This window comes from Pseudoclavibacter sp. JAI123, from assembly GCF_013409665.1.
In the GTDB taxonomy this organism is placed as follows: Bacteria; Actinomycetota; Actinomycetes; order Actinomycetales; family Microbacteriaceae; genus Pseudoclavibacter.
This window is the reverse complement of record NZ_JACCCM010000001.1, coordinates 1,560,462-1,586,053: the sequence shown is the minus strand read 5'-3', so window position 1 is coordinate 1,586,053 and position 25,592 is coordinate 1,560,462. Positions and strand designations below refer to the sequence as shown.

At 68.6% G+C, this 25,592-nt stretch carries 21 protein-coding genes and 1 tRNA gene; 10 read left to right on the top strand and 12 right to left on the bottom strand.

Going from position 1 to position 25,592, the window contains the following annotated elements; all coding sequences use genetic code 11:
* Window positions 1-127: 127 nt before the first annotated feature.
* On the bottom strand, window positions 128-1,159 hold the full coding sequence (locus HDC34_RS07465; protein WP_179556423.1) for an aldo/keto reductase: 1,032 nt from the start codon (window positions 1,157-1,159) through the stop codon (window positions 128-130).
* A 90-nt stretch (window positions 1,160-1,249) separates the two neighbouring features.
* On the opposite strand from HDC34_RS07465, the gene HDC34_RS07460 reads away from it, so the two are divergent.
* From HDC34_RS07460 to HDC34_RS07445, 4 genes are all read left to right on the top strand, one after another.
* The gene (locus HDC34_RS07460) at window positions 1,250-3,232 is read left to right on the top strand and encodes a beta-galactosidase (RefSeq protein ID WP_179557125.1); all 1,983 of its coding nucleotides are present in this window, start codon (window positions 1,250-1,252) and stop codon (window positions 3,230-3,232) included.
* A gap of 45 nt (window positions 3,233-3,277) precedes the next feature.
* Entirely contained in the window at window positions 3,278-4,243 is a 966-nt protein-coding gene (locus tag HDC34_RS07455) for an SDR family NAD(P)-dependent oxidoreductase (protein ID WP_179556422.1), read from the top strand.
* Between the two features lie 45 nt (window positions 4,244-4,288).
* Window positions 4,289-4,654, top strand: coding sequence for a DUF5956 family protein (locus tag HDC34_RS07450; protein ID WP_179556421.1), 366 nt, complete (start codon window positions 4,289-4,291; stop codon window positions 4,652-4,654).
* 222 nt (window positions 4,655-4,876) lie between these two features.
* Entirely contained in the window at window positions 4,877-6,469 is a 1,593-nt protein-coding gene (locus HDC34_RS07445) for an HNH endonuclease signature motif containing protein (RefSeq protein WP_179556420.1), read from the top strand.
* 77 nt (window positions 6,470-6,546) lie between these two features.
* Here HDC34_RS07445 and HDC34_RS07440 read toward each other — a convergent pair whose 3' ends face one another.
* The 4 genes from HDC34_RS07440 to HDC34_RS07425 form a co-directional block, all read right to left on the bottom strand.
* Window positions 6,547-8,244 carry an alpha-amylase family glycosyl hydrolase gene (locus tag HDC34_RS07440; protein WP_179556419.1) on the bottom strand — a complete coding sequence of 566 codons (1,698 nt, stop codon included), beginning with the start codon at window positions 8,242-8,244 and terminating at the stop codon, window positions 6,547-6,549.
* An 82-nt stretch (window positions 8,245-8,326) separates the two neighbouring features.
* Window positions 8,327-9,208 (bottom strand): carbohydrate ABC transporter permease, encoded by an 882-nt coding sequence (locus tag HDC34_RS07435; RefSeq protein ID WP_179556418.1) that lies wholly within the window; start codon window positions 9,206-9,208, stop codon window positions 8,327-8,329.
* Complete coding sequence (locus HDC34_RS07430) at window positions 9,208-10,137, bottom strand: carbohydrate ABC transporter permease (RefSeq protein ID WP_374757223.1); 930 nt, start codon at window positions 10,135-10,137, stop codon at window positions 9,208-9,210. Before HDC34_RS07430 ends, HDC34_RS07435 begins: the two co-directional genes overlap by 1 nt.
* A gap of 56 nt (window positions 10,138-10,193) precedes the next feature.
* On the bottom strand, window positions 10,194-11,474 hold the full coding sequence (locus tag HDC34_RS07425; RefSeq protein WP_308471454.1) for an extracellular solute-binding protein: 1,281 nt from the start codon (window positions 11,472-11,474) through the stop codon (window positions 10,194-10,196).
* Window positions 11,475-11,609: 135 nt separating this feature from the next.
* On the opposite strand from HDC34_RS07425, the gene HDC34_RS07420 reads away from it, so the two are divergent.
* The 3 genes from HDC34_RS07420 (at window position 11,610) to HDC34_RS07410 (ending at window position 14,770) form a co-directional block, all read left to right on the top strand.
* The gene (locus HDC34_RS07420) at window positions 11,610-12,800 is read left to right on the top strand and encodes an ROK family protein (RefSeq protein ID WP_179556416.1); all 1,191 of its coding nucleotides are present in this window, start codon (window positions 11,610-11,612) and stop codon (window positions 12,798-12,800) included.
* A gap of 169 nt (window positions 12,801-12,969) precedes the next feature.
* Window positions 12,970-14,043, top strand: a complete 1,074-nt coding sequence (locus HDC34_RS07415) for an alkene reductase (RefSeq protein WP_179556415.1) — start codon at window positions 12,970-12,972, stop codon at window positions 14,041-14,043.
* A 121-nt stretch (window positions 14,044-14,164) separates the two neighbouring features.
* Window positions 14,165-14,770, top strand: coding sequence for an HD domain-containing protein (locus tag HDC34_RS07410; protein WP_179556414.1), 606 nt, complete (start codon window positions 14,165-14,167; stop codon window positions 14,768-14,770).
* Window positions 14,771-14,864: 94 nt separating this feature from the next.
* Here HDC34_RS07410 and HDC34_RS07405 read toward each other — a convergent pair whose 3' ends face one another.
* The 3 genes from HDC34_RS07405 to HDC34_RS07395 form a co-directional block, all read right to left on the bottom strand.
* Entirely contained in the window at window positions 14,865-15,842 is a 978-nt protein-coding gene (locus HDC34_RS07405; RefSeq protein WP_104312382.1) for a ribose-phosphate diphosphokinase, read from the bottom strand.
* A 34-nt stretch (window positions 15,843-15,876) separates the two neighbouring features.
* Complete coding sequence (gene glmU / locus HDC34_RS07400) at window positions 15,877-17,322, bottom strand: bifunctional UDP-N-acetylglucosamine diphosphorylase/glucosamine-1-phosphate N-acetyltransferase GlmU (RefSeq protein WP_179556413.1); 1,446 nt, start codon at window positions 17,320-17,322, stop codon at window positions 15,877-15,879.
* 74 nt (window positions 17,323-17,396) lie between these two features.
* Window positions 17,397-17,468, bottom strand: a tRNA-Gln gene (locus HDC34_RS07395).
* Between the two features lie 123 nt (window positions 17,469-17,591).
* Here HDC34_RS07395 and HDC34_RS07390 point away from each other — a divergent pair.
* The 3 genes from HDC34_RS07390 (at window position 17,592) to HDC34_RS07380 (ending at window position 20,604) form a co-directional block, all read left to right on the top strand.
* Window positions 17,592-18,044 (top strand): nuclear transport factor 2 family protein, encoded by a 453-nt coding sequence (locus HDC34_RS07390; protein WP_179556412.1) that lies wholly within the window; start codon window positions 17,592-17,594, stop codon window positions 18,042-18,044.
* 86 nt (window positions 18,045-18,130) lie between these two features.
* Complete coding sequence (locus HDC34_RS07385) at window positions 18,131-18,721, top strand: MarR family winged helix-turn-helix transcriptional regulator (RefSeq protein ID WP_179556411.1); 591 nt, start codon at window positions 18,131-18,133, stop codon at window positions 18,719-18,721.
* Between the two features lie 56 nt (window positions 18,722-18,777).
* Complete coding sequence (locus HDC34_RS07380) at window positions 18,778-20,604, top strand: ABC-F family ATP-binding cassette domain-containing protein (RefSeq protein WP_179556410.1); 1,827 nt, start codon at window positions 18,778-18,780, stop codon at window positions 20,602-20,604.
* Window positions 20,605-20,706: 102 nt separating this feature from the next.
* Here HDC34_RS07380 and HDC34_RS07375 read toward each other — a convergent pair whose 3' ends face one another.
* The 4 genes from HDC34_RS07375 to HDC34_RS07360 all read right to left on the bottom strand — a co-directional run bounded on the left by HDC34_RS07375 (window position 20,707) and on the right by HDC34_RS07360 (window position 25,586).
* Window positions 20,707-21,459 carry a MerR family transcriptional regulator gene (locus HDC34_RS07375; RefSeq protein ID WP_179556409.1) on the bottom strand — a complete coding sequence of 251 codons (753 nt, stop codon included), beginning with the start codon at window positions 21,457-21,459 and terminating at the stop codon, window positions 20,707-20,709.
* Window positions 21,460-21,558: 99 nt separating this feature from the next.
* Window positions 21,559-22,914, bottom strand: a complete 1,356-nt coding sequence (locus HDC34_RS07370; RefSeq protein ID WP_179556408.1) for a M20/M25/M40 family metallo-hydrolase — start codon at window positions 22,912-22,914, stop codon at window positions 21,559-21,561.
* A gap of 93 nt (window positions 22,915-23,007) precedes the next feature.
* On the bottom strand, window positions 23,008-24,780 hold the full coding sequence (locus HDC34_RS07365) for a copper resistance protein CopC (protein ID WP_179556407.1): 1,773 nt from the start codon (window positions 24,778-24,780) through the stop codon (window positions 23,008-23,010).
* Window positions 24,777-25,586 (bottom strand): YcnI family protein, encoded by an 810-nt coding sequence (locus HDC34_RS07360; protein ID WP_179556406.1) that lies wholly within the window; start codon window positions 25,584-25,586, stop codon window positions 24,777-24,779. Before HDC34_RS07360 ends, HDC34_RS07365 begins: the two co-directional genes overlap by 4 nt.
* Window positions 25,587-25,592: the final 6 nt, after the last annotated feature.

Here is a 25,592-nt window from a genome sequence, read left to right as displayed (position 1 = left end):
CGACGCCGGAGCGTCACAAAGTTCCTGTGGCTCTCGGCGGACACTCAGGGAACGGGGCAGGGGGAGATCAGCACGGGCCGGTCAGACGCACGCGATCGACGAGACCGAGCACCGTCTCAGCCGGTACCTACCTGGCGAACTGGCCCGTGCCGTCCACCGCCAGTGGGTCGATCTCCGCGAGCTCGGCTTCCGTGAGCCCGGGTGCATCCAACGCGGCGACGTTCTGCTCGAGCTGCGCGACGCTCGAGGCACCGATGAGCGCGCTCGTGACCTGCGGGTGGCGCAGCACCCAGCTCAGGGCGAGCTGCGCGAGCGTCTGGCCGCGGCCGGCGGCGATCTCGTTCAGCGCGCGAGCCCGCGCGAGGTACTCGTCGTCGATGCCAGCGGCTGGGAGGAATCTCGACGTGGCAGCGCGCGAGTTCTCGGGCACCTCGCCGTCGAGGTAGCGATCGGTGAGCAGGCCCTGCGCGAGCGGTGAGAAGACGATCCCGCCAGCTCCCACCTCATCGAGCGCCGGGAGCAGGCCCCGCTCGATGTGGCGGTCGAACATGGAGTAGCGCGGCTGGTGGATCGTGAGCGGGATGCCGTGGCTCGCCAGGATGCGCGCGGCCTCGCGCGTCTGGGCGGGGTCGTAGTTCGAGACCCCGACATAGAGTGCGCGCCCGGAGGTGACGGCAGTCGCGAGCGCTCCCATGGTCTCCTCGAGCGGCGTCTCGGGATCGAAGCGATGCGAGTAGAAGATGTCGACGTAGTCGAGGCCGAGGCGAGCGAGCGACTGGTCGAGCGACGCGAGCACGCTCTTCCGCGAGCCCCACTCGCCATACGGTCCTGGCCACATCGCGTAGCCGGCCTTCGACGACACGATGATCTCGTCCCGGTGGGCGGAGAGGTCGGCCTCGAGGATCCGACCGAAGTTCGCCTCCGCCGACCCTGGCGGCGGCCCGTAGTTGTTCGCGAGATCGAAGTGCGTGATGCCGAGGTCGAACGCGCGGCGGATGATCGCGCGCTGCGTCTCGACCGGCCGCTCGCGGCCGAAGTTGTGCCACAGGCCGAGCGAGAGCTCGGGGAGCTTCAACCCGCTTCGCCCCGCTCGTGCGTAGCGCATCCGCTCGTATCGATCGGCGGCGGCGGTGTACTCGGAGTGCGCGACTGCGGTCATGGTCCGATTCAGCCACTTTCGCATTCGTAAGTCAATGGCGTGCCTCGTTTACGATGACGTAAGCTCGTTCGGGTGAAGACATCGACGTGGATGCCCGGCCGCCAGACAGTCCGCTTCGGCGGCGACTACAACCCAGAGCAGTGGCCCCGCGAGGTGTGGGATGAGGACATCCGCCTCATGCGAGACGCCGGCGTGAACCTCGTCAGCATCGGCATCTTCTCGTGGGCGCTCCTCGAGCCGGAGGAAGGCGTCTACGACTTCGCGGTGCTCGACGAGATCATCGACCTCCTGCACACCGCAGGCATCGACGTCGACCTCGCGACCCCGACGGCCTCGCCGCCAGCCTGGTTCTACCGGAAGTACCCGCACTCGAGAGCCGTGACGCGCGACGGCATGCCCCTCGCCTTCGGGTCGCGCGGCATCGTCAGCCCGAGCTCCCCCGAGTACCGACGCGCCGCGACGGCGATCGCGGCGAAGCTCGCCGAGCGCTACTCCGAGCATCCGGCAGTTGTGCTCTGGCATGTCCACAACGAATACGGCACCCCGGTCACGGAGAGCTACGACGACGCCTCCGTCACGGCGTTCCAGGCGTGGCTGCAGGAGCACTACGCGACGCTCGAGACCCTCAACGTGGCGTGGGGCACGAACTTCTGGGGTCAGCGCTACGGCGCCTGGGAGGAGATCGATGCGCCGCGAACCTCGGGCACGGCAAGCAACCCCGCCCACCGCCTCGACTTCGCGCGGTTCAGCTCGGCGGCCCTGCTCGAGTGCTTCAAGGCCGAGCGCGACGCGATCCGCGAGCACGCCTCGCAGCCGATCACGACGAACTTCATGGCCGGCATGTGCCCCAGCGTCGACCTCTGGCGGTGGGCCGACGAGGTCGACATCGTCGCCAACGACCATTACCTCTCCGCCGAGCAGCAGGACAACCACATCCAGCTGTCCCGGGCCGCCGACCTCACCCGCTCACTCGCGCGGGGCAAGCCGTGGATCCTCATGGAGCACTCGACGTCGGCGGTGAACTGGCAGCCGCGCAACATCGCGAAGCGACCGGGCGAGATGCGTCGCAACAGCCTCGCCCACGCGGCCCGCGGCGCCGACGCGGTGCTCTTCTTCCAGGTGCGGGCCGGGCAGAGGGGCGCCGAGAAGTTCCACTCGGCCCTCATCCCGCAGGCCGGCGCGACGTCGCGCAAGTGGCGGGAGTCGGTGGCGCTCGGCGCCGACGTCGCCGCCCTGGCGCCGGTCCTCGGCTCGCGAGTGGATGCGCGGGTCGCGATCGCCTGGGACTGGGAGTCGTTCTGGGCGCAGGATCTCGACTGGCGCCCCTCGGTCGACCTCGACCACCAGGAGCGCATCGAGGCCTTCTACGCGGCGCTCTGGCGCCGCGGGGTCACGGTCGACTTCGTGCATCCCGCCGCCGACCTCACGGGGTACGACGTCGTCTTCGCCCCCGCGCTCTATCTCATCGAGGACGACGCGGCAGCGAACCTGCGCGAGTACGCGGCGCAGGGCGGCACGCTGGCGTTCTCCTACTTCTCCGGCATCGTGTCGAGCAACGACGATGTCCCCACCGGCCCCTACCCCGGCCAGCTCCGTGAAGTGCTCGGCCTCGTCATCGAGGAGTTCCTGCCCCTGCGGGCCGGCGAGCAGGTCACGCTCAGCGACGGTGCGCGCGGGCGCGTCTGGAGCGACGACATCGAGCTGCGGGGCGCCACGAGCGTCGCCGAGTTCGCCGACGGGCCGGGCATCGGCCGCCCCGCGGTCACCAAGAACAGCTTCGGCGACGGCACGGCCTGGTACCTCGCCACCGCGCTCGACGGCACCGACCTCGACGGCTTCGTGACCCGGGTGCTCGACGGCGCGGCGGTCGACTACTCCCCCCTCGGCGACGTCGAGAGCGTCGTGCGCCGCGGTGATGGCGTCGACTACGTGTTCCAGATCAACCATGGGGTGCAGGATGCGGGGGCCGGGATCTCGGGGCATGACCTGCTGACGGGAGAGTCGGCCTGGTCGGACGATCCAGTGCCAGCGGGCAGCGTCCGCGTCGTGGCCGTCCCTCATGCGCAGTCCTGACGGCCCGACCAGGGATCCGCAACGCTGAACTGGTAGGAACAGACCATGACGGAAGCGGACTCCCCCACGTTCGACGCAGCATCAACCGCCCTCGAAGTGGTCGAAGGCGTGGACCTCAGCGGCAAGACGGCGCTCGTCACCGGGGCGAGTTCCGGGATCGGCGTCGAGACGGCCCGGGCGCTCGCGGCGGCGGGCGCGCACGTCACGCTCGCCGTGCGGGACACCGAGGCGGGCGAGCGTGCTGCAGCCGAGCTGCGAGCCTCCACCGGCAACGACGACATCCGGGTAGTGCACCTCGACCTCGCCAACCTCGCCACGGTGCGTGAGCTGGCCTCAACTTGGGCGGGACCCCTGCACCTGCTCATCAACAACGCGGGGATCATGCACACCCCGGAGCTCCGCACCCCGGACGGCTGGGAGCTGCAGTTCGCGGTCAACCACCTCGGGCACTTCGCGCTCGCCAACGCCCTCCTTCCCGCGCTCACCGAGGCGGGAAACGCGCGCATCGTGGCCGTGAGCTCGAGCGGCCACGCCTCGAGCGGCATCCGCTTCGACGACCCGTTCTTCGTGCGGGATGCCTACGACCGCGGGCTCGCCTACGGCCAGTCGAAGACCGCGAACGTGCTGTTCGCGCTCGAGGCGACCAGACGCTGGGCGGACCGCGGCATCGCGGCGGCGGCGCTCATGCCGGGTGGGATCTGGACGAACCTTCAGCGGCACTGGGACCCGGAGGTGCTGGCCGACATGAAGCGGCGATTCCCGACCAAGACCCCGGAGCAGGGCGCCGCGACTTCGGTGTTCGTCGCGACACGAGCGACGCTTGGACCAGGCACGCCCGCCTACTACGAGGACTGCCGCCCGGCGGAAGTGGTCGATGAGATCGTCGACGGGGTGCACGGCGTCGTCGCCCACGCGCTCGACGAGACTGCCGCGCGGCGCCTGTGGGAGCTCTCCGAGTCGCTCCTCGCCGATGAGGCGTCCCGGCCTGCCGAGCCCGAGCTGCCAACCTGAAAGTGGAGCGACTTCCCGACTGAGAGCACACGCGCAGGAACGCGTGTGCACCTCGACCTGAACGGGTGGACGGCGCTCATCGCCTACCTGGCTGGCCCCGAGTACGTGTCCCAGCGACCGGCGACGTACCCGACCCACAGCCGAGACGGGCACCCGCTCGAGCCCGCCACGGACGAAATCCGCGCGCTCATCCATGAGGCGACCGCCGAATACCTCGCTCACGCGGGCGTTCCCGAGCAGCCATTCGGCGTCGACTGGGAGATCAGCCTGCCCGCAGGAGTCGACGAGGGCAGGCTGCACGAAGCGTGCATGGCCGCCCACCACGCGATCGACCCGAACAACGGGCGCCTCGCGGCCCAGCGAATGCTGACCGCGCTGCGGGAGGTGCTGGCGGAGCCGGGACGCGGGTAGATGCGAGACGCGCTCGGGTATCGAAGGGGAAGAAGACCCCCGGTGGATGCGGTTGCGTTCTGATCAGCGCACGAGGTGGGCCTACCGAGACGACGATCGACTCGTCGCCTCGTCGTTATTCCTGTGCAACGACCACGGGCCTCCCTTCACGGGAACCTCAGTCCGAAGAAAAGTTATCCGCGAATCTGCAGAATGTCGGTGGTTGTCCGTAGCGTTGGGGACATGCAACAGCACCGCTCCTCCGACGTTTCGGATCCGGGGTTCGACCCCGCGGACCCGGCCTCGGTTGCTGCGCGGCGGGCGGAGATCCTCGCGATGGTGGAGGCGGCGGCGGCGATGATCGCGGCAGGGGCTGCCTTGCAGTTGCGGGCCCACGCTGCGGCGTACGACTTCGGCCACGCCTTGGATGCGGCGGAGGGGTGCGCGGAGTCGGCGATGCACGTGCGGTCCATCGCGAACGAGGTGGCGCTGGTCATGCAGGTATCGTGCGGGGTGACGCAGGGACAGCTGGCGCTCGCGTCGATGACGCAGCAGGACTTCCCTGCTTTGGCGGTCGCGTTGGACGAGAACGTCGTGACGCCCGCGCAGGTGCACAAGCTCGTCGAGGTGGGGTTCAAAGTGAACCACGATGATCCGGTCGAGCAAGCGGAGCGGCGGGCGCTGTTCGTGGAGGTGATGCTCGAACGGATCCGGCGCGAGCCGTTGCCACCTCGGGCGGTGCAGAAGGCGGCGGAGCGGGTCGCGGAGGAGCTGACCGGCGAGTCCATCGATCAGCGGCACGCGCGGGCGAGGCGGCAACGCCGCGCGACGGTCGAAGATCTTGGCGACGGGATGAGCATCATCCGGGTCACGACGGACACGTTCGTCGCGCACGCGATCCGCGACCGGGTGCGGAAGCAGGCGCTCGCGATCATCAAGGCGCGCCAGAAGCCCGGAGACCAAGACGGCTCGGGGTCGGCAAGTTCCGCGTCCGAATCCGCGAGTGCGTTCGGGGCCGCCGTCGACCATGCTCGCGCAGGCGATGACCCTGCCCTTGCGTCTGAGCTGAACAGTGGTGTCGACAGCGGGGCGGAGAGTGCCCCGGCCCTGGACGAGCGGAGTCTGAACGAGGTCATGTCCGACGTCGTCGCCGACGTGCTCCTCACCAGCGACCCGATGGGCAACTCCGCGGCCGCCGGCATCCAGGCCAACGTGCAGCTCTCGATCCCGATCACGACGGTACTCGCCGACAGCGACTCCGCCAGCGACCAGCCGGGCCGGGCGCCCGCGATGCTCGACGGGATGACACCCATGCCGATCGAGGACGCGAAACGCCTCGCCGCGACCGCACCAGCCTTCCTCCGCGTCCTCACGCACCCCATCACCGGGGCCGTGCAGGCCGTCGACTCCTACAAGCCCACCGCGGCGATGCGCGCCTTCCTGCAGGCCCGCGACATCCACTGCCGCTTCATCGGCTGCCGACAACCCGCCGTGAGGTGCGAGCTCGACCACACCGAGGACTACCAGCACGGCGGCAAGACCGCGGTCTGGAACCTCAGCGACTTCTGCAAGAACCACCACATCGTCAAACACCACACCGCCTGGAAAGTCAGACAACTCGGCGGCGGCGTCCTCGAATGGACCACACCAAGCGGCAAGATCTACATCAGCAGACCCGAACCACACGGCGTGATCTTCACACCAACCGACGAGCTCTTCAGACCGACGGATGAGCTCGCGCGACCTCGCGCGAACCCGGACCGCGAACCAGGACCGCGACAATCCGACGACCCATCGTCGAGGCTCGGGCACCTGCCGATGACACCACCGTTCTGACCCGACGATGCCCTGCACTGAGATGCGCCCCACTCCCTGGTCGAGAGGGGGCGCGCCACAGTGGCAGTCTGGGCTGGCTACCCGCGGCGGCGCACCCAGGCGGTGGTCTCCCCCGCCAGCGTCGTGCCATCCCCGAGGTCGCTGCGCAGCAGAACCTCGGCGTCGGCGCCCAGCTCGAAGGGTTCTGCGCCGAAGTTCGTGACGACCTCCCACCCGTTCGGGCGTGCGAACCGGAGAACGTCACCCCGATCGCTCGGCAGCCACTCGAGGTGCTCCCCGCTCTGCAACTCGTGACGGAGCGCAAGCGCACGGCGGTAGAGCGCGAGCGCAGAGCTCGCATCACCATCCTGCACCTCGACGGCCGACGCACCGAACCATTCGGGCTGAGGAAGGTGCGCATCCGCTTCCCCGAAGCCGAACGACCGGCCCTCGGCCACCCAGGGCAGGGGAACACGGCAGCCATCGCGACCGATGTCGACTCCCGGGTTGCGGAAGAACGTCGGATCCTGGCGGTCAGTGTCCGGGATCTCGGCGACCTCGTGAAGACCGAGCTCCTCACCCTGATACAGGTATGCCGAACCCGGCAGCCCGAGCGTGAACAGCGTCGCCGCGCGAGCACGCCGCAAACCACCCTCGGCGTCAAGCGTCGGACGCGCACCACCAGAGAGCAGCCACTCCGAGCCGTGCTTCACGAGCGGGTGCCCCTTCTCGTTCCGCTCCGCATGCGGGAGGCCGTACCGGGTCGCGTGTCGCACCACGTCATGGTTCGACAGCACCCAGGTGGTCGACGAACCGGAACGCTCCGCCAGCTCGAGATTGTCCGCGACGATGCTCGAGAACTGCGCCGCCTCGAAGTCGGCCTCGAGAAGGTCGAAGTTGAACGCCTGCCCGAGCCCCTCCGGGCTCGCGTAGCGCGGCCGACGGTCACGCTCAACCCACGCCTCCGCGACCGCCGTACGCGGCGGGTCATACGAATCGAACACCTTGCGCCACTCGGCGTACACCTCGTGCACGTCGTCGCGATCAATGATCGGGTGGTTCCCATCGAAGGGCAGCGCGTCGAGCTGAGCCTTCGAGGGCAGCTCCCCGCTGAGGTCCTTCGTCAGCATATGGGCGACGTCGATGCGGAAGCCGTCGACGCCGCGATCCGACCAGAAGCGCAGCGTGTGCAGGAAGTCCTCGCGCACCTCCGGGTTCGCCCAGTTGAAATCGGGCTGCTCGACCGCGAAGTTGTGGAAGTACCACTGGCCGTCCTCGACCCGGTGCCAGGCCGGTCCGCCGAACACCGACTCCCAGTCGGTCGGCGCCTCGGCTCCATCCGGCCCCTTCCCGTCACGGAAGATGTAGCGGTCGCGCTCCGGCGACCCTGGCCCCGCCGCGAGGGCAGCCTGGAACCACGCGTGCTGATCCGACGAGTGGTTGGGCACGATGTCCACGATCACGCGGATCCCGGCGCCGTGCAGGGCCGACACCATGACGTCGAAGTCGTCCAGCGTGCCCAGACGCGCGTCCACGTTCCGGTAGTCGGCGACGTCGTACCCGCCGTCGGCGAGCTCCGAAGGGTAGAAGGGGCTGAGCCAGACGGCATCGATGCCGAGCCTCTGCAGGTACGGCACCTTCCCGGTGATGCCGGGCAGGTCGCCCAGTCCATCGCCGTTCGCGTCCGCGAAGCTGCGCGGGTAGATCTGGTAGACGGCGGCCTGACGCCACCAGTCGGCGTCGGGCCGGTGGGAGCGGGTGAGGCGGTCGGTCTCTGCCGTGAGGGTCGAACTCATAGTGGAAGCATTCCTTGGGGTTGTTGGTGGTCTGGGGATGAGAGAGGCGTTGCTTGGGAGGAGGCGCCGGCTGGGGATGCGTTCAGCCCTTGACCGCGCCCTGCGTGACGCCCTCCATGACCCACCGCTGCGTGAACAGGTAGGCGATCAGGGCGGGCGCCATGGCCATGAGGTAGGAGGCGAAGGAGACGTTGTAGTTGTTGCTGAACTGGGTCTGGAAGATCTTCTGCACGACGGGCAGCGTCTGCATCGCCGGGTCGGAGATGATGAGCGACGGCATCATGAAGTCGTTCCAGGACGCGAGGAAGGCGAAGATGCCGACCGTGGCGCTCATCGGGGCGAGCAGCGGGAAGATGACCCGCCAGAACGTCTGCCAGGTGCTGGCCCCGTCGATGCGCGCGCTTTCCTCGAGCTCACCCGGGATCGACCGCAGGAACGCAGTGAAGAGCAGAATCGAGAAGCTCAGCTGGAACATGATGTGCAGGATGATGACGCCAACCGGGTTGTCGAGGCCGAAGAGCCCGCTCATCTGGATCTGCGGCAGCGCGACAGCAGGGAACGGCAGGAACATCGCCGCGAGCAGGTAGTAGAACGACCCGCGGAAGAAGCGGTGGTTCCAGTTGCGCGTGATGGCGTACGAGGCGAGCGCCGCGAGCAGGATCACACCGGCTACCGTGCCCGCCGTGATGAACACGGAGACGCCGAACGCCTGCGGGAAGTTCGTGAGGTTCCAGGCCTCGACGAAGCCGTCGACGCTGAACGGCGCCGGCAGCGCGAAGACGTTGCCGCTCACGGCCTGCGACGTCGTCTTGAAGGCGGTCACCACGGTCACGTAGAGCGGGATGAGCACGGTCACGGCGCACAGAAGCAGGATGATCGTCGTCGACCATCGGTTCCGCCCGCCGAAGTTCTTGTTCGCCGGGGCCAAGCTGGCGCGGCCGACGATGGGTTGCTGAAGGGCCATCAGAGTTGGTTCTTTCCCTGGGTGAGGCGGAGCTGGAGAAGGGAGATGACGACGACGATCACGAAGAAGAACGTCGCGTTGGCCATCTGGTAGGCGTAGTCGCCACCGCTGAAGCCGGTGAAGATCGTCATGGCGATGCTTCGAGTCGACGTGCCCGGGCCGCCGTCAGTGAGGCCGACGATGATGTCGTAGGCGTTGAGGAAGTTCTTGAACCCGAGGATGACGTTGATGACGACGTAGCCCGCGACGAGCGGCAGCGTGATCTGCAGCATCTGCTGCAGCTTCGTCGCACCGTCGAGCTCGGCGGCCTCGTACACGTCCCCGGGCACCGCGAGGAGGCCCGCGATGTAGATGAGCAGCGTGCCGGGAATCGCCTGCCAGGCCGTGACGATGACGATCCCGATCCAGGCGAGGTTGGGGTTCGCGAGGATGCTCTCCGAGAGCCACGGGATGTTGAGGCTCTGCCCGAGGGCCGGAACCGCGTTGGAGAACAGGAAGTTGAACACGAACGCGATGACGATTCCCGAGATGACCATGGGGATCACGAATACGGTGCGCAGCGGGGCCTTGAGACGGATGCGCGCCACGAGCCCCACCGCCAGGAGGAACGCGAGCACGTTGACGAGGATCACGGTGACGGCCGCGAAGCCCATCGTGAAGCCGTAGCTCTGCCAGATGGCGGGGTCGCCGAACATGGCGATGTAGTTGGTGACGCCGACGAAGTTCCACTCGCCGAAGCCGATGGAGTTCGTGAAGCTGAAGAAGATGCCGATGACGGCGGGGATCGTGATTGCGATCGTGAACAGCACGAGCGTCGGGACGAGGAAGAGGTAGAAGACCCGGTCGACTCGACGTGTGCTGCGCGGCCTGAGCTTCTTGCCTGCCCGCTGGGCTTCGTCGGTGCGGATCGCCTCGGTGGTGGTCGACACTGTTGTCTCCATTCCGGTTCGTGATCGAGTGGTGCTGGCCGTTGCCATGAGCGGATCTATTGGCGCAGCGCGAGGCGGGCCCAGTCGGCGTCGAGGGTGCTGAGCGTCGACTCGACGCTCGCTCCCCCGGTGACGAGTCCCTGCATGTAGTTCTCGGTGGGGATCGTCAGTGGAATCGCCTTTGACGGGCCCTGGTAGAAGGCGGCACTCTCGTAGTACGGCTGGAGCTCGACGAGCCGCGGGTCGGTGACCGGGTCGGCGTCGACCGTCGTCCCGAAGCCGAGCTGTGCGGCGTTGTAGGCGTTGATGATGTCCGGCTGGAAGAGGTACTGCAGGAACTCGCGCGCCTCCTCCTTGTGCTTCGAGGCTTCGGGGATCCAGGCGGCGAGGTCGATGTTGACGCGCACCTCGCGGTCGTCGGCATTCTCGGTCATGGGCAGCGGGAACATGCCGAGGTTCGCATCCGGGTTCGTTTTAGCGATCTCGCCGAGCGCCCACGGGCCCTGCAGGTACATGCCGGCCTTGCCTTCCGCGAAGGCCACGTTGCCGTCGCCATAGCCCCGGCTGCCGGCGTCCGCGTTCGTGTACTCGCTGGAGAGCTCAGTCATGCGGGTGACGGAGTCGGTCATGGTCGACTTGAACGAGACTGGTGAGTCCGGGCCGACGTCCGTGCCGAGCTCGTTGAGCTCGTTGTAGAAGCCGGCGACGTCGATGGAGCCACCCACGGTGTAGTCAAACCAGCCCTGGCTCACAGTCCACGGGTCCTTGAAAGTCGCGTAGAAGGGGTCGATGCCCGCCGCCTTGAGCTGGTCGCAGACCTCGATGAGCTCGCTGTAGGTCGTCGGGACCTCGAGGCCCTGCTCCTCGAAGATGTCCTTGTTGTAGATGACGGACGCGGCCATCACCGAGTAGGGCAGCACGCTCGTGCGACCCGGGTAGCTCGCGTACTGATCGACGAGGTTCTGGATCTCCGGCAGGATGCGGTCTGCTTCAGGCAGGTCGGAGAGGTCGGAGAGCGCGCCGCGCTCCATGAACCGAGCCATCTCCATGTTGTAGTTGAGGAGTCCGAGGTCCGGCGGGTTGCCCCGCAGGAAGCCGGCCTGCAGGTTCGAGGAGGTGTCGAGCACGACGCGAACTTCGCTCTGCGAGGAGTTGTAGTCCTGGATGAGCTCACGGAAGTACGGGATGGCCTCTGGCTTGCTGAGGAAGAAGCGCACTTCGGTCGGGCCGGTGCTGCTGCAGGCCACGAGGCCGGAGCCAGCGAGCACGAGCACAAGCGCGGCCACGAGGGCGCGGAGCAGGGTGCGGGGCCGGAAGCGTTTCGATGGTGATGGCACGTCATTGTCCCTTGGGCTGAGCTGGCAGCCCTAGGGAGATTCGGGGAGGCCAGACATTGAAACGAACACTAAATTTTGTGTCTAAATTTACTACTGGAGGTAATGTAAGCCGACGGCCAGCGAAAGGTCAACACCGTGTTCAGACTCCCCGCCACCCCAGCGCCCCTCAAGCGCGCGAACCTGCAGCTGCTGCTCGAGTACGCATGGGATTCAAAAGCGTTCACGGCAACCGAGGCCTTGAGCATCGGCCTCACTCGGTCGACGATCATCGACCTGCTCGACGAGCTCGCCGGCTGCGGCCTCGTCACCGAGCTGCCGAATGCCCGCGAGGACGGCAGCTACCAGAAGGGGCGCCCGGCTAGGCGGTTTGAGTTCACGGCCGACGCTGGCATCGTGGTCGGCGTCGACGCGGGACGCGAGCACCTGACCACGACTGTGTCGAACCTCCGCGGCATCACCATCAGCTCCGGCCAGGTCGAGGTCGACCCGGGCGCTGACTCCCCTGAGACCCGGCGAGCGCTCCTCCGGAAGGTCGTCACCGACCAGCTGTCGACGACCAGGCACACCATCGATCAGGTGGCCGCCCTGTGTGTCGGTGTCCCGGCGCCCGTGGACGCCCGCGGCACCTCCCCCGCGCACGTCGAGGGGTTCTGGCAGCGCACCAACCCCGAATTCGCCACCGTCTTCGAGGACCAGGTCCCGATCATCCGCGTCGAGAACGACGCCCTGCTCGCGGCCGTCGCCGAGGGCAGCGTGGGAGGAGGCGTCGACTGCAGCGACTTCGTCACGTTCCTCAGCGGCGAGCGGTTCGGCGCTGGCATCGTCGTCGACGGACGCCTGCTGCGCGGCGCGCACGGCGGGGTCGGTGAGATGCTCGGCCTCGACCTCGTCGCTGGAGCGGAGGGTGTCGACGGATTGGGGCTTCGCGCCGCACGCCTCGCGCGGACAGCCGTCGAGCAGAACGCAGTGGCGCCGAACAGCGCCCTGCTCGGCGTCCCACCCCACGAGATCAACGGCAAGCTCGTCCTCGAGGCGGCGAACGAGGGCGACATCGATGCCCTCCGCATCGTCGCCGAAGTCGGCGGCGTCCTCGCGCGCATCGTCGGACTCGTGGCCAGCCTGTTCGATCCCGAACGGGTCATCATCGCCGGCGGCGTCGCACCCGGAGCCGACGGCCTCATCGCGGCGGCCCGCGAGGAGCTGCCGGCGCTCCTGCACCTGCCGGTGCCAGAGCTCGTCCGCTCCGAGCTCGGAGCCGGCGTGGTCTCCGTGGGCGCCGTCCAGCACGCGCTTCGCTCACTGCGCGACGGCATCCTCGACCTGTAGCGCTGTGGATCTGAACCCCTGGGGTCCTGAATCCTGACCATCCGCAGGTGAAGAGACCGAATGCTCACCGCCCGGCAACACACCGACGTGGAATGCGGCGAGCAACCGTGCTGTTCGATCTGGGGGGCAACGCACCAGCGCTCAGCCCCCGATCCGAAAGGCACTATCAGTGGACCTCTTCTCTCCTTTGACCCTCGGCGACATCCAGCTCGCCAACCGCGTCGTCATGGCGCCGCTGACTCGCACACGTGCGAGCGCGGAGGGTGTACCGGGTGAGCTTGTGGCGGAGCACTACGCGCAGCGCGCCAGCCTGGGCCTCATCATCACCGAGGGCACGTACCCGAGCGCCGAGTCTCGCTCCTACCCCGGCCAGCCGGGCATCGTCACCCCCGAGCAGACCGAAGGGTGGCGCCGAGTCGCCGAAGCCGTGCACGCCAAGGGTGGCCGCATCGTCATGCAGATCATGAACGGCGGACGCGTCTCGCACCCCGACATCACGGGCACGTCCCGCATCGTCGCCCCCAGCGCCATCGCGATCGACGGCGAGGTGCGCACCCCCAACGGCAAGCAGCCGTACCCGGTCCCCCACGCGCTCACGACGGCCGAGCTCGCCGACGTTCGCGAGGAGTTCGTGGATGCGGCCCGCCGCGCCATCGAGGCGGGCCTCGACGGCGTCGAGATCCACGGCGCCAACGGGTATCTGCTCCACGAGTTCCTGTCCCCCGTATCCAACCAGCGCACCGACGAGTACGGCGGCTCCCCCGAGGCGCGCGCTCGCTTCGTGGTCGAGGTCACCGCGGCCGTCGCGGAAGCGATCGGGGCCGGCCGCGTGGGCCTGCGCCTCTCGCCCGCCCACAACATCCAGGACGTCGTAGAGACCGACGACGCCGACGTGCGCGCGACCTACGACGCCGTCGCCGACGGCCTCGCACCCCTCGGCCTCGCCTACCTGAGCGTGCTCCATAGCGACCCCGAGGGCGAGCTCGTGCAGGACCTGCGTGCACGCTTCGGCGGCGCCTTCATCGCGAACAGCGGCTTCAGCCGCGTCACCACCCGCGAGGAAGCCGTCAACCTCGTCAAGGAGGGCAACGCCGACGCCGTCGCCGTCGGTCGCCTCGCGATCGCCAACCCCGACCTCGTCGAGCGCTGGCTCGGCGAGCACCCCGAGAACGAGCCGAACCCGGCGACCTTCTACGGCGACAGCGCGGTCGGATACACCGACTACCCGCGACTCTCCGCGTAGCCACCACCGGCTGAGCACCACGGCGGGGCCCGTCCGATGACGCCAAGTCATCGGACGGGCCCCTCTCGGCAAGAGTGACAGCCCTTCACGGCGCGGGCCTCCCACTGTGCGACAGTTGGCCATGCTGATCGTCGACTTCCCCGTGCCAAACACCGTCGCCGCTCGTGGTGCCCTCGAGCTGGCCACCGAATACCAGTCGGCCGCCATCACCGCGCATGCCCTGCGGTCGTGGCTGTGGGCCGAGGGCATCGCGGCGGCCGAGAGCCGCACGGGCATCGACCACGAGCTCCTCTACGTGGCCGCCGTCCTGCACGACATCGGAACGGTGACCGAGTACGACAACCACACCGTCTCCTACGAGCACGCGGGCGGGCACGTCGCCGTCGCCCTGACAACCGGCGCCGGGTGGCCAGCCGAGCGTCGCCGCCGCGTTCTCGACGTCATCGTGCGGCACAACTGGCCGAGTGTCGACCCCGACCTCGACCTCGAGGGGTACCTGCTCGAGCGCGCCACCGGCCTCGACATCACGGGCAGCCAACCCGACGCACTGCCCGAGGCGTTCCTGCGGGGAGTGCTCGCGGCGCATCCGCGCGGCACCCTCGCGGCGGAGTTCGGAGCCTGCGTCACCGACCAGGCGTCGCGAAAGCCGACGACCTCGGCCCGCAGGCTCGTCGACGGCGGGCTGCTCCGCAAGCTCGAGGAGAACCCCCTCGAACGCCTCCGGTAGCCAGACTGCAGCGTCGGCTCACACAACCGCCGGACGCCCCGGCCGAACCGAGTGGTTCTGCCGGGGCGCCTCTGCGTTCTGGAGGCTCGTCCGCTTACGCGGCGCCGTCGAACATCGACGTGACCGAGCCGTCCGTGAAGACCTCGGTGATCGCGCGAGCGAGAGTCGGCGCGATCGGCAGGATCGTGAGCTTGTCGAAGCGCTTCTCGGGCGGGAGCGGCAGCGTGTCGGTGACGACGACCTCGTCGATGGCATCCGAGCTGAGACGCTCGACGGCCGGGTGCGAGAAGACGGCGTGCGTCGCGGCGACCACGACACCGATCGCGCCGGCGGCCTTGAGAGCCTCCGCGGCCTTGACGATGGTTCCACCGGTGTCGATGAGGTCGTCGACGAGCAGGCACACGCGGCCCTCGACGTCACCGACGATCTCGTGCACGCTCACCTGGTTCGCGACCTTCGGGTCACGGCGCTTGTGGATGATCGCGAGCGGCGCATCCAGCTGGTCGCTCCAGACGTCGGCGACGCGCACGCGACCCATGTCGGGCGACACGACGGTGAGCGTCGCCGGGTCGAGCTTCTGACGGAAGTGCTCGAGCAGCACCGGCATGGCGAACAGGTGGTCGACCGGGCCGTCGAAGAAGCCCTGCACCTGCGGCGCGTGCAGGTCGACCGACATGATGCGGTCGGCACCAGCGGCCTTGAAGAGGTCGGCGACGAGGCGGGCCGAGATCGGCTCACGGCCGCGACCCTTCTTGTCCTGACGCGCATACGGGTAGAAGGGAGCCACGACCGTGATGCGCTTCGCCGACGCACGCTTGAGCGCGTCGAGCATGATGAGCTGCTCCATCAGCCACTCGTTGATCGGCGGGCAATGCGACTGGAGCACGAACACGTCGGCCCCTCGCATGCTCTCCCCGTAGCGAGCGTAGATCTCGCCGTTCGCGAAGGTGCGCGACTCGGTCTCCCCGAGCTCGATGCCGAGTTCTGCCGCGACTGCTTCGGCCAGCTCGGGATGAGCCCTGCCGGAGACGAGAACAAGTCGTTTCTCAGTGGAGGTGATGATGCCAGACACGCTGTACCGCCCGTTTCCTGTGCTTGCTCTGTTGTTACGCGTTCGGTTCTGATTCGCGCGACGAGGCAGCCTCAGCGGCCTCGGCCGCAGCGGTGCCTGCTCGGTTCTTGAGCACCCACCCCTCGGCGTTGCGCTGAGGTGCGACGTTGATGGCGAGTGCACCCGCTGGGACGTCCTTGCGGACCACCGTCCCAGCCCCGGTGTAAGCGCCGTCGCCAATCCTAACCGGGGCGACGAAGACGTTGTGCGAGCCGGAGCGCACGTTGTCGCCAACGGTCGTCCGGTGCTTGTTCACGCCGTCGTAGTTCGCGGTGATCGTGCCGGCTCCGACGTTCGAGTTGACGCCGACCTCGGTGTCGCCGATGTAGGAGAGGTGCGGCACCTTCGAGCCGTCGCCGATCTGCGCGTTCTTCGTCTCCACGAACGTGCCGATCTTGCCGCCGGCACCCAGGATCGTGTTCGGGCGCAGGTAGGCCCACGGCCCGACGGATGCGCCGGCCCCGATGACGCTCAGCGTCGCGTCGGTGCGCTTCACGACGGCCCCCTCGCCGACCTCGCAGTCGATGAGCGTGGTGTCAGGCCCGATGATGGCGCCGTCGGCGACCGAGGTCGCCCCGCGCAGCTGCGTGCCAGGCAGCAGCTCCACGTCGCGCCCGAGCGACACGTTGCCCTCGATGACGGTCGTCGCCGGGTCGTGCACGGTGACGCCCTCGAGCTGCCAGTGCCGGATCTGCCGAGCGTTGTAGTAGCGCTGAGCCTCCGCGAGCTGCACCCGGTCGTTGATGCCCTGCACGATCTCCGGGTCGGTGACGGCGATCGCCTCAATGCGCCCCGCATCCGCCTTGATGAGCTTCGCCGCGTCGGTGAGGTACTTCTCGCGCTGCGAGTTCGAGTCGTCGATGCGGCTCAGCACCTGACGGACCGTGCGAGCGTCGAACGCGTACACGCCCGCGTTGATCTCGGAGATGCGCAGCAGCTCCTCACTCGCGTCCTTGTGCTCGACGATCTCGTCGAAGTCGCCGCCGGACGAGCGGACGATGCGCCCGAAGCCTGCCGGCTCCTGCACGAAGGCGCTCAGGAGGGTGAGCTGGTTCTTCGCGTGACGGTGCTGCTCGACCATGCGGGCGATCGTGCCCGAGTCGAGAAGAGGCACGTCGCCGGAGAGGACGACGACGACACCGTCGAAGTCCGCGGGCAGCGACTCAAGACCCACCTCGAGTGCCCGCCCAGTGCCGGGAACGTCGTCCTGGTCCGCGAACTGCGTGTCTGGAGCCAGGTCCTGGATGGCTGAGACGACGCGGTCACGATCGTGGCGCACCACGGTGACGGTGTGCGCAGGGCCGAGCTCGGCGGCGGTGTGCAGCACGTGCCCGACGAGGGGAATGCCTCCGAGTCGGTGCAGCACCTTCGGGGTGCTCGAGCGCATCCGTGTTCCCTGGCCAGCCGCCAGGATGACGATTGCGAGTTCTCGATCGGTCACAGATCCTCCTCGTTGTGGGCGCCGCGATGCGAACGCCATCACGGTCCACGGTGGCATGCAGCACCCCCGCGCCGCTCCTCCCCCAGGATTCGAACCTGGACCTAACAGCTCCAAAGGCTGTCGTGCTGCCGTTACACCAAGGAGGAACGTGCCCGCTCACGCGCGCACTCGCCAATTGTGCCAGAACCGGGAGGGCCGCGCGCTTGCCACGGTGGTGGTGTGGAGGTGAGTGCGCCAGACTGGCGGATCACAAGACCCAAGGAGGCGTCATGTCCGAAGCCCTCGCCGTCGCGAATCGATTCACCGACACGTACTCGGCCGCCGTCACGGGGCGCGACAAGACCGCGATCATGTCGCTCTACGCACCAGACGTCCGGGTCTTCGACCTGTGGAGCACCTGGTCCCACGAGGGGGCCGGCACCTGGGGGGACTCGATCGGCGAATGGTTCGACTCCATCGGGTCGGGCACGCACTCCGCGACGTTCACCGACCTGCGCGCATACGGCGACCACGACGTCATCGTCGTGGAGAGCTACGTGCGCTACTCGTGGCACAGCCCCGAGGGTGAGCTCGAATGGATGGACAACCGACTCACGTGGGCGCTCGTGCGGCACAAGGGCGAGTGGGCCATTGCGCACGAGCACACGTCGGCGCCCGTCAATGCCGAGACGGGGCTCGTCGTGACGAAGCGTGAAGTGGATGCCCACCACCCCAACTCGTAGGCGGGAGACCCCGCGAGTGCTCGGCGGTGGCCGTGCTCCCCGTCGGCGCGTCGCCCCCGGACCGCGGGACTCGCCATAATGGGGGTATGGATGCCCCCGGACGTGCAGCTCAGCAGCGCGACTTCTCGCGCGACGCGGGTGAGCTGAACGCGGGCGGCCGCCCCGTGCATGCCGCGCATCCGGTCGACACCGTCGACACGATCGTGCGCGACTGGTCGCGGGAGCGCCCGGATCTCGACGTCGACCCGCTGCGCATCTTCTCCCGCGTGAAGCGCATCGCGAAGCAGCTCGACGCCCTCCGCAAGGCGGCCTTCGCCGAGACGGGCCTCGAGCTCTGGGAGTTCGATGTCCTCTCGGCCCTGCGCCGCGCCGGATCCCCGCACCGCCTCAGCCCCAAGCACCTGCTCGCCTCGAACCTCGTCTCGAGCGGCACCATGACGAACCGCATCGACCGGCTCGTGGGCCGCGGCCTCGTCACCCGCGAGGTCGACCCCAATGATGGGCGCGGCATCCTCGTCACCATGACCGTCGACGGGCGCGACCTCGTCGACGAGGCCCTCACCCGCCTCGTCGCCGCTGAGCGCGAGCTGCTCGCCGAGCTCGATCTGGAGACCCGCGACGACCTGGCCACTGCCCTGCGCACACTCTCGCTGCGCATGGACGACCCGGCGCACTGAGCTCCGCCCCCCCTTTCTCGGCGGGCGCCGGGCCACCCCGGCCTTAAGCTGGTCTGATGGCCCATCTCCTCGGCGCGGAAGCGCTCCACCTCGAGTTCCCGACCCGAGTCGTCTTCGACAGCGTCTCCGTCGGCATCCAAGAGGGCGACCGCATCGGCATCGTCGGGCGCAACGGCGACGGCAAGTCGACCCTCCTCAAGCTGCTCGCCGACCGCATCCAGCCAGACGGCGGCAAGGTCACGCGGCGCCGCGGCGTGCGCGTCGGGATGCTCGACCAGGCCGACACCCTCGACCCCGAGCTCACCGTCAAGCAGGCCATCGTCGGCGACATGGACGACCACGACTGGGCCTCCGACGCGAAGATCCGCGACGTCGTCAACGGCCTCGCCGGCGACCTCGAGTGGACCGACAAGATCGGCGACCTCTCCGGCGGACAGCAGCGGCGCGTCGCCCTCGCCGCCCTGCTCATCGGCGACGACGACATCATCATGCTCGACGAGCCCACCAACCACCTCGACGTCGAGGGCATCGCATGGCTCGCGGGGCACCTCAACTCCCGCTGGTCGAAGAACCAGGGCGGGCTCGTGGTCGTCACCCACGACCGGTGGTTCCTGGATGCGGTGTGCCAGACCACGTGGGAGGTGCACGACCGCGTGCTCGACCCGTTCGAGGGCGGCTACGCGGCGTACATCCTGCAACGCGTCGAACGCGACCGCCAGTCCGCCGCCATCGAGTCGAAGCGCCAGAACCTCATGCGCAAGGAGCTCGCCTGGCTGCGCCGCGGCGCCCCCGCCCGCACGGCGAAGCCGAAGTTCCGCATCGAGGCGGCCACGCAGCTCATCGAGGACGAGCCGCCCGTCCGCAACCCCGTCGAGCTGTCCCAGCTCGCGACCGCCCGCCTCGGCAAGGACGTCGTCGACCTCCTCGACGTGGGCGTGACCTTCGGCGACAAGGAAGTGCTGCGCGACATCGAGTGGCGCATCGCGCCCGGCGAGCGCACCGGCATCCTCGGCGTCAACGGCGCCGGCAAGTCGACCCTGCTCAATCTCGTCGCCGGCACGCTCGAGCCCACGAGCGGCAAGGTCAAGCGCGGCAAGACCGTCAAGATCGCAACCCTCTCGCAGCGCCTCGCCGAGCTCGACGAGCACCAGAACGACCGCGTCCGCGAGGTCGTCGCCCGCCAGAAGTCTAGCTACGTGTCCGGCGGCAAGGAGATGACGCCGTCGCAGCTGCTCGAGCGCCTCGGCTTCACGACCACCCAGCTGCAGACCCCCGTCAAGGACCTCTCGGGTGGCCAGCGCCGCCGCCTGCAGCTGCTCCTCATCCTGCTCGACGAGCCGAACGTGCTCATCCTCGACGAGCCCACCAACGACCTCGACACCGACATGCTCGCCGCCATGGAGGACCTCCTCGACACGTGGCCTGGCACCCTCCTCGTCGTCTCGCACGACCGGTACCTGCTCGAGCGCGTCACCGACCAGCAGTACGCGGTGTGGGATGGCGGCCTCCGCCACCTCCCCGGCGGCGTCGACCAGTACCTCGAGCTGCGCTCGAACAGCCTCAAGGGCTCAGCCCCCGCCACGCTCTCCAGCACGACGGATGCGGCTGGCAGCGGTCCGTCGTCGGCCGCCGCCCCCAGCGCCTCCGGCCTGTCGATCGGTGGCGCGGACCGCCGCACCGCCGAGAAGGAGGTGCAGGGCATCTCGAGGAAGATCCAGAAGATCGAGCAGTCGATGAAGAAGGTCGACGCGGATCTCGCCGCCCACGACCAGGGCGACTACGAAGGGCTCGGCGTCATCACCGCGAAGCGCCAGGCACTTGCGGCCGAGGTGGATGCCCTCGAGGAACGTTGGCTCGAGCTGTCCGAGGTGCTCGAGGCGTAGCCTGAGCTCGCCCCTCCGAGACACCTCGCGAGTTGCCGCAAAGGGCCGCCATTCGCGACGAATGGCGACCCTTTGCGGCAGCTCGCGGGGCCGGCACTCGCCCTACGCGAGGTTGCGCTCGGCGTAGACGCGCATCGCGTCGCGCACGAACTCGGCGCCCGTGGCGTGCACGCGCGTGTAGTTCTTGCCGAACCGCTCATCTGCGACATACATCTCGCCGAGACCCGTGAACGCCTCCGCGCTCGGGGCCTTCCCGTTCCAACCGGCCTTGACCCAGTCGAACTGGCGGGCCGCCGCCGCCTGCGCCTCGTCGCTCTCTGGGCCGAGGCCTGCAGTCTGGGCCGCGCTGAACGCATCCTGGATCCGCGCCTGCTCCTCCAGGAACCCCTTCTTGCCGTCCTCACCGAGACCACGCCACCACTTGTCGCCATCGGCGTACGCCTTGGCACCCCAGCGCTCCTCCACCTCCGCCTTGTGCTGCGTGTGGTCGAATCCTTCGAACATCTGCTCAGGCATGAGCTTCTCCTTTCCCTTGAGCGCGGCGAGCGTTGCGCTCACCGAGCCGATCTGCGTCGTGATGCGGCTACGTTCGCCGTGCAGCCAGCCGAGGTGCGTCTCGAGCGCCGCGACGTCGTCGCCTCGCCCGGCCAGCGCATCCGCGACCGCCGACAGGCCGACCCCGAGTTCCCGCAGGAGCAGGATGCGCTGCAACCGCACCAGGGCGGCCTCGTCGTAGTAGCGGTACCCGTTCGTGCCGGTGCTGCTCGGCAGCAGGAGGCCGATGCTCTCGTAGTGCCGCAGCGTGCGTGAGGTCACACCTGATCGCTTCGCGACCTCGCCGATCGACCACTCCATGACCGCATCCTCTCGCTCAGATCGTGTGAGCGGCTCCCCCGTTCACCGGAAGATGCGAACCGCTCGGGAACGACTGTAGAAGTTGACGCAGCGTCAAGGTCAAGCGGGTGTGGAGAGGAAGTTCCTGACGAGGTGGTCGAGACCGCGCACGGTGAGGTCGATGGACTCGAGGTCGAGACGCTCGTTGGCGGAGTGGAAGCGGTTGCGCGCAACGGAGAAGGTCAGCTCCGGGCTGAGGATGCCGAAGCCGAACGCGTTTCCGCCGTGCAGCCGGTAGAAGCGCGCGTCGGAACCGCCGACCCCGAGGATGGGCGCGGGCTTCGCGCCTGGCACGAACTCGGCGAGCGTCTCCTCGATCTTCGCGTACAGACGAGTTGTCGTGGCTGACTCGTTCGCCGGCGAGAACCAGTCTCCTTCGACGCTCACAAGGCCGGGGAACTCGGCCGCGACCGCCGCCAGGTGCGCTTCGACGTCATCCTCGGTGACGCCGGGCAGCACCCGGATGTCGAGTGAGATCGAACCGCTGTCGGGGATGACGTTGACCTTCGACCCAGCCTCGACGATCGTGACGGCGACGGTCGTGTGGGTCCAGGCGTGCACAAACGGGGCGAGTTCGCCGAGATCGGGATGCGCGCTCAGCTCGTCGATGGCGTCGTCGATCGTCTCCGGGTCGGCGAGGCGAGCGCTGAGCTCGGCGGGCAGGTCGAGAGCGGCGAGCGTCTCGATCCACTGCTCACTGATGCGGGGCTTCGGGGCGCCGGCCTGCAGGCGGTCGATGACCTCGGCCACCGTGACAGCCGCGTTCGATCGGCCCCACGGTGCGGACGCGTGCGCCGCGTCACCGCGCACGACGATACGCCGAGGCGCCGCTCCTTTCTCCCCGACGCCCACCGTGATGGCGGTGCTGCCGACTCCACCGAGCCTGGCGCCTCCCCACTCGGTGAGCACGTTGTCTGCAGCGATCGTCGCCCAGTCGTTCTCGGAGAACCAGCCGACGCCGGCTCTGCTGCCCTGCTCTTCGTCGGCGACCGCGGCGAAGACGAGGTCGCCGGTTGGCGCGAAGCCGCTGACGGCGAGCCGCTTGAAGATGACCGCGTACGAGGCGGTGAGGAAGAGCATGTCGACGGCGCCTCGGCCCCACACTTCGCCGTCGATGAGCTCGCCCGAATGCGGCGGATGCACCCAGTCGGTCGCCTTGACGGGGACGACATCGGTGTGACCGACGAGTGCAAGCGACTCAGCGTCAGGGTCGGTGCCAGAGAGCCTCGCGACGACCGAGACGCGGCCGGGAAACGGCTCGACGCGCGTCAGCTCGACGCCACTGCCTTCGAAGAACTCCTCGAGCACCGCAGCCGCGCGCCACTCGTTGCCGGAGTCGAGCGCGCCGTCGTTGACGGTCTCGGCGCGGATGAGCTGCTGCAGGAGGGCCACTGTCTCGTCGCGAAGCGAAGTCATCCCACCATCCTGGGCGAAGCGGCGTGGATGTGCGCTATCGGACGTTGCATGAGGTCACGCAGGCAGCGAAAGCGGCCAGCCCTTGTGTCTCCCTCAGGGGACGACCTCGTAGGCGACGCGGGCAACGTGCTCGCGTCGTTCGCTCTCGACGACCTGGATCTCGAGTTCCCACGTGCCGTCGAGGGGCACGTTGACGGGCAGCGACTGGTACTGCACTGGAATCGCCTCGTCGGGTCCGACCGGCAAGGTGCTGCGGAACGGGAACTCGACCTCGATGCTCGCGACCCCGGCCTCGGCAGACGAGAGCCGCGCCGTCACGCTGTCCGGCATGGGCACGTCCCCGCTTGTTCCCTCCACGAGGAGTCGCACTGTCTGCGAGCCGACCCGGCTGTTCTCGATCGCGACCTCGATGTCGTAGGCGCCGAGGTCGCTCGTGCCCTGCACCACGGGCCGATAGTCGGAGGCGGCGGGTGTCATGCTGCTCAGCAGGCCCGACACGACGAGGATGGCGAGACCTGAGGTCGCCTCAAGGGAGACTCGACGGCGAAAACGGCGCGTCTGCCCTGGCTGAGGGCGCCCCGCTTCCTGAGCGGCACGCCGACGGGTCCAGAACCAGGCCCCAAGGGCTGCGAGCACCGCGACGACAACAAGTGCGAGCTTGAACAGCAGCACTCGCCCGTACGGCGTCGACCAGGTCGCACCGAGGTAGCCGACCTGCCAGACCGACTGCACGGCCCCCGTCAGCACAAGCAGCGCGACGCTGACGCCAGCGAGCAGCGACCAGCGCCCGAGGGCGGACACCGTAGATTCGTCGAGCCTGCGCGTCGCGACGGCGAACACGAGCACGACGAGCCCGCCCAACCAGAAGATCGCCGCGAAGCCGTGCACCGTCGCCGGGATGAGACGAAGCAGGTCAACACCGCCGTGACCGGTCATGGCGGTGCTCGCGGCCGCCACTATGCCACTGAGCAGGATGCCGCTCCATATCAAGCGCGCGTCATGCACCGAGGCGGACGTGGAGGAAGACTCATCGGGGGTGTCGATGCCCGCCGACGCACCGAGGGTGGCCTGACCGCCCGCGCGGCTGGATACTCGAGAGGCGTTCGACAGCAGCAGCCAGAGCGCTGCGAGCACGATGAGGCGGAGCCAGATCGCGAACGCATAGGTGCTGCCGAGGAAGGCCAGCACGTCGACGGGCGCCGGCGGCGGCACGCCGTCCAGCGCCGAGCGGATCCACGCGAACTGCACGAGCAGCTGCGCGAGGCTGACGACGATGAGTGCCCCCGCCGCGATAGAGGCGATGCCGTCGAGGCGCCGCAGTCTCGTTCCCGCAACGGCGAGCACCCGCGCCGCGAGCGGAACCCCGACCGCCAGCACGAGTCCGGCGTAGAGCAGCGCCTTGAGGAGTCCAAGTCCAGCCGAGAGCACCGCCGATCCGGTCGGCTCAGCGGCGGCATCCACGAGCGTGGCAGGGACGCCGAGCCCGAACTGGATGGAGCCGCCCATGACGTGGCTGTCGGCCGCGACGATCGACCAGTTCACGAGGTAGACGCCGTCCGGCAAGCCGCTGGGGAGCGGAATGCGCAGCTCAGTGCCATCGCCGACGATCCGTTCGCGCCCCTCATCGACTCGCTCGCCGTGCTCGTCGAGCACGCTCACCGCCCCGGACGGGGAGGCGAGCGTGAAGGCCTCGGAGAGCGTGACGACCACCTCCTCGGGCTGCACGTCGACGCTCGAGCCGTTGCTCGGCGACGACTCGACCAGGTACGAGTGAGCCGACGCCGTCTCGACGGGCAGGAGCAACAGGGCAAGCGTGATGACGAGGCCGGCTGCCCAGAGCCCGGCCTTTCTCAGGGTCGCGGTCACCGTGCTCGAGCGCTGCGCCGAGCAGTGAGGAACGCGAGGAGCCCGAGCACGAAGCCAACCGCGCCGAGCGCAGCCCCGCCCACTGCGATCCACGGAGAGGCGAGCAGTCCCTCGGCGTCGGCCGCGGCACCGGCACCGGATGCGAGCGTTCCCGTGAGACCGGCGGGTTCCTCGTCATCGCCCGCAGCTTCATCCGCACCGGCACCGGCGCCTGAGCCGGACCCCGCGCCCGTGTCCGTGTCCGTGTCCGTGCCGATCTGGATCGTCGGAGCGGGGCGCTCCGTATCGACGCCCGCCTGGGAGAGCTGCGTCCACGCGACCTCCGACCCGTCCGTGTACCCCTGCACGGTGGGAAAGGAGACGGACTCCGCGTCTGGGAGCGGCCCGATCGAGAGAATGAAGAGCCCCGTCTGGCCTGGACCTACCGCTGACGTGTCGCCCACGCTTGTCCAAACGACGCGCGCCACAGCCTCGGAGATCTCTCCGCCGTGCCCGTTGTCGACGGGCTCGGGCAGCGGCTCGCGGATGACCTCGGCGTTCCAACCGGGAACTGGGACGCTGCGCACGGAGGTGATCGGAGTATCGGTGGGGAAGTCGATCTCGAGGCGGTTTGTTCTCGCGGTCGCCGACTCGGTTGGAGCGTTGAAGGTGAGGAGCGTGTACGCGCCCGGCGTGGGGTCGTCGATGCTCGCGGTGACGTGCGCCGAGGCCGGGCCCGCGGTCCCGACCGAGACCAGGAGGACAGCAGCCGTGAGGCCCGTGGCCCCGAGCGCGAGCATCCGCTGCACACCACGTCTTGCGTTCACGGCGCT

Excerpts from the sequence above, each read along its gene's own strand:
- HDC34_RS07465 (WP_179556423.1), bottom strand. The coding sequence starts at position 1,159 with ATGACCGCAGTCGCGCACTCCGAGTACACCGCCGCCGCCGATCGATAC.
- HDC34_RS07460 (WP_179557125.1), top strand. The coding sequence starts at position 1,250 with ATGCCCGGCCGCCAGACAGTCCGCTTCGGCGGCGACTACAACCCAGAG.
- HDC34_RS07455 (WP_179556422.1), top strand. The coding sequence starts at position 3,278 with ATGACGGAAGCGGACTCCCCCACGTTCGACGCAGCATCAACCGCCCTC.
- HDC34_RS07445 (WP_179556420.1), top strand. The coding sequence starts at position 4,877 with ATGCAACAGCACCGCTCCTCCGACGTTTCGGATCCGGGGTTCGACCCC.
- HDC34_RS07440 (WP_179556419.1), bottom strand. The coding sequence starts at position 8,244 with ATGAGTTCGACCCTCACGGCAGAGACCGACCGCCTCACCCGCTCCCAC.
- HDC34_RS07435 (WP_179556418.1), bottom strand. The coding sequence starts at position 9,208 with ATGGCCCTTCAGCAACCCATCGTCGGCCGCGCCAGCTTGGCCCCGGCG.
- HDC34_RS07410 (WP_179556414.1), top strand. The coding sequence starts at position 14,165 with ATGCTGATCGTCGACTTCCCCGTGCCAAACACCGTCGCCGCTCGTGGT.
- HDC34_RS07390 (WP_179556412.1), top strand. The coding sequence starts at position 17,592 with ATGTCCGAAGCCCTCGCCGTCGCGAATCGATTCACCGACACGTACTCG.
- HDC34_RS07385 (WP_179556411.1), top strand. The coding sequence starts at position 18,131 with ATGGATGCCCCCGGACGTGCAGCTCAGCAGCGCGACTTCTCGCGCGAC.
- HDC34_RS07380 (WP_179556410.1), top strand. The coding sequence starts at position 18,778 with ATGGCCCATCTCCTCGGCGCGGAAGCGCTCCACCTCGAGTTCCCGACC.
- HDC34_RS07375 (WP_179556409.1), bottom strand. The coding sequence starts at position 21,459 with ATGGAGTGGTCGATCGGCGAGGTCGCGAAGCGATCAGGTGTGACCTCA.
- HDC34_RS07370 (WP_179556408.1), bottom strand. The coding sequence starts at position 22,914 with ATGACTTCGCTTCGCGACGAGACAGTGGCCCTCCTGCAGCAGCTCATC.